General features: G+C 68.5%; 2 protein-coding genes and 1 pseudogene. All 3 read left to right on the plus strand.

What is annotated here, in order from left to right; genetic code table 11:
• Nucleotides 1-217: 217 nt before the first annotated feature.
• Nucleotides 218-364, plus strand: a pseudogene (locus HCU64_RS25695) (hypothetical protein); the annotation flags it as partial.
• A 128-nt stretch (nucleotides 365-492) separates the two neighbouring features.
• Entirely contained in the window at nucleotides 493-729 is a 237-nt protein-coding gene (locus tag HCU64_RS25700) for a phosphopantetheine-binding protein (protein WP_442786014.1), read from the plus strand.
• Nucleotides 722-3,298, plus strand: a 2,577-nt coding sequence (locus HCU64_RS25080; RefSeq protein ID WP_233387210.1) for a condensation domain-containing protein, incomplete at its 3' end; no start/stop codon positions are given. The genes HCU64_RS25700 and HCU64_RS25080, both read left to right, overlap by 8 nt.

Here is a 3,298-nt window from a genome sequence, read left to right on the forward strand (position 1 = left end):
GCGCTTCGTGCCCGATCCCTTCGCGGGGTCCGGTCCAGGCCCGGGCTCCTGCGGCGCCCGCCTGTACCGGACCGGGGACCTCGCCTGCCGCAGCGCCGACGGCCGCCTGTGGTACCGGGGTCGCGCCGACGACCAGGTCAAGATCCGCGGTCACCGCATCGAGCCGGGCGAGGTCGAGGTCCGCCTCAGGGCGCTGCCCGGCATCGCCCAGGCCGCCGTGCTGGCTCGGCCCGCGCCATCAGGCCTCCAGCTCGTCGGATACCTCACCCCGCACAAGGGACAGGACGGCCAAGAGGGACACGGCCAGAGCCAGGCTCTCGACACCGCCCGGATCCGCGCCGCGCTCGCCGCCGTGCTGCCCGAGGCCATGGTGCCCGCCCATCTCGTCGTGCTCGACAGCTTCCCGCTCACCCCCAACGGAAAGCTCGACCGCAGGGCGNGGTCGAGACGGCCCTCGCCACCATCTGGGCCGAAGTCCTCGGCATCCCACGCATCGGCGTCACACAAAACTTCTTCGAAACAGGAGGCGACTCCATCTCCGCGCTGCAGGCTGTCGCCGCCATCCGCACGACGCTCAGTCAGGACGTCTCGATCCGGGTCTTCTTCGAGGCGAGGACGATCGAGGCGCTTGCCGCAGAGCTCGACCGATCGCAGACCCCGCAGGCGTCGCAGGACGACCTCGCGGCCATGTTCGATACGCTGGAAGCATTGGAATTCGTCGATGAGTGATGCCCCCAAGGTTCAGGGCGCGGGCACGTCGACCGATCCGCTGCAGGAGGTCGCCCGCCGACTGGCGAGGCTCGACGCCGACAAGCAGCAGCTCTTCTTGAAGCAGCTCGGCGAGCGCGGCATCGACCTGTCCCGGCTGCCGATCGTGCGCCTCGACGGCGGTCGCGCGCCGCTCTCCTTCGCGCAGGCCCGGTTCTGGTTCCTCTGGCGGATGAACCCGTCGAGCGGTGCCTACAACATGCCGGCCGCGTTGCGTCTCCACGGTCCGCTCGACCGGGCCGCTCTGCAGCATGCCTTCGACGCCCTGGTCGTCCGGCACGAGACGCTCCGCACGGTCTTCGTCCAGGAGGCCGGTCCGCCCGAGCAGGTGATCGTTGCGCCTTTCCCGGTCCAGGTTCGCGAGATCGGCGCCAGCGAGGAAGATGCCCTCGCCCTGGCGCGCACCGAGGCGGCCGAGCCCTTCGATCTCGAAACCGGACCGCTCCTGCGCGTGACGCTGATCGCGCTCGGCGCGCAGGACCACGTGCTGCTCGTGACCCTGCACCACATCGTCTCCGACGGCTGGTCCATGGGCGTTCTCGTCGACGAGTTCTGGACGCTCTATGCGAGCGCTGCCGAGGGTGGTCTGAAGGCGCTGCCGGACCATCCGATCCGCTACGCGGACTACACCGCCTGGCAGCGGCTGCAGGTCTCGTCGGCCTTGGGCAAAAAGCGGCTCGCCTACTGGACCGACCAGCTCGGCGACGAGGTCGCACCGCTGCAATTGCCGTTCGACCGCCTTCGGTTGCCCGAGCCCGATTTCGACGGCGCAGGCATGACGACGGTGCTCGATGCGCCCCTCGTCGCCTCCTTGCGCAGCGTTGCTCGCGACAACGGCACGACGTTGTTCGCCGTACTGCTCGCCGGCTTCAAAGTCCTGCTCCACCGCTATTCCGGCCAGACGGACATCCGGGTCGGCGTGCCCGTCGCGAACCGCACGCGCCCGGAAACGCAGGCGCTGATCGGCCCGTTCGTCAACACGATCGTCGTGCGCAGCGCGATCGAAGGGCGGGATCGGCCGTCCGACCTGCTCCGCCGTCTCCACGCCTCCATGGTCGAGGCGCAGGAACACCAGGACCTGCCGTTCGAACGCCTCGTCGAGGCCCTGCAGCCGGAGCGGTCGCTCAGCGAGCACCCGCTGTTTCAGATGCTGTTCAACCACCAGAATCTGTCCCGCGCGCAGCCTTCTGCCGTTGCGGGTCTTCGGATCGAGACGATCTCCGTCGAGCTGGACTCGGCGAAGTTCGACCTGGCGCTCGATACGCGCGAGCAGGCCGACGGCGGCATCGTCGCGCTGTTTTCCTACGCGACCTCGCTGTTCGATCGCGAGACGGTCGGCCGCATGGCGGGACATTGGGTCGAGATCCTCGACGCCTTCGTGTCCCATCCGAGCCGATCCGTCGGCGAGATCGCGCTCGCCGCGAGCTCGGTCGATCACGCAGGCGGTGCGGAGGACATGCCGGCGCTCGTCGATGCGGCGCGCGTGCCGGTTCACCGGCTCTTCTCGGTCCATGCGCAGGCGCGGCCCGAAGCCGAGGCCGTGCGCTGCGGAGATGCCTCTCTGAGCTACGGGGAGCTCGAGGCGCGCGCCAATCGCCTGGCCCATCACCTGATTGACCGAGGTCTGGGCCGGGGAACGATCGCGGCCGTCGCGATGGCGCGCTCGACCGATCTGGTCGTCGCCCTGCTCGCCGTGCTGAAGACCGGGGCGGCCTATCTTCCGCTCGATCCCACCAACCCCGCCACGCGCCTCGGCCACGCCATCGACGATGCCGGCGTGAGCCTCGTGATCACCGACAAAACCTCGCAGGCGGCCCTGCCCGTGGGCGAAAGACCCTTGCTCGTGCTCGACGCGCTCGACCTGTCGGGCGTGCCGGAGACCGATCCGGGCGTGGCGCTTCATCCCGAGGATCTGGCCTACCTGATCTACACCTCGGGCTCGACGGGGCTGCCGAAGGGCGTCGCGGTGGCGCATGGGCCGTTCGCGATGCACGTAGCGGCCACCGCTCCGCTCTACGAGATGGATGCCCGCTCGCGCGAGCTTCTCTTCCTGTCCTTCGCCTTCGATGGTGCTCATGAGCGCCTCTGGACGCCTTTGTCCATTGGCGGTTCGGTGGTTCTGCGCGATGACGCCCTGTGGTCGCCGGAACGCACGCTGACCCTGATAGAGCGCGAGCGTGTCACCAATGCCGGGTTTCCGCCGGCTTATCTTCAGGAATTGGCGGCCTTTGCCGCTTGGAGCGGCTCGGCGCCACCGGTCGATCTCTACTCGTTCGGCGGCGAGGCGATGCCGCGCTCCGGCTTCGAGAAGGTGGTCGAGGCGCTTGGCGCCCGCGTGCTGATCAACGGCTACGGCCCGACCGAGACGGTGGTGACGCCACTGGTCTGGAAAGTGTCCGAACCCTCGTCGTCGACCTCATTTCCCGGTTCTGTTTGTCCGATTGGCTGTGCGGTTGGTGCTCGCGTTGGTCATGTTCTGGATGGTGATCTGAACCCGGTTCCGGATGGTGTGACGGGCGAGTTGTACATT

Source organism: Methylobacterium sp. C25, assembly GCF_021352225.1.
Lineage (GTDB): Bacteria > Pseudomonadota > Alphaproteobacteria > Rhizobiales > Beijerinckiaceae > Methylobacterium.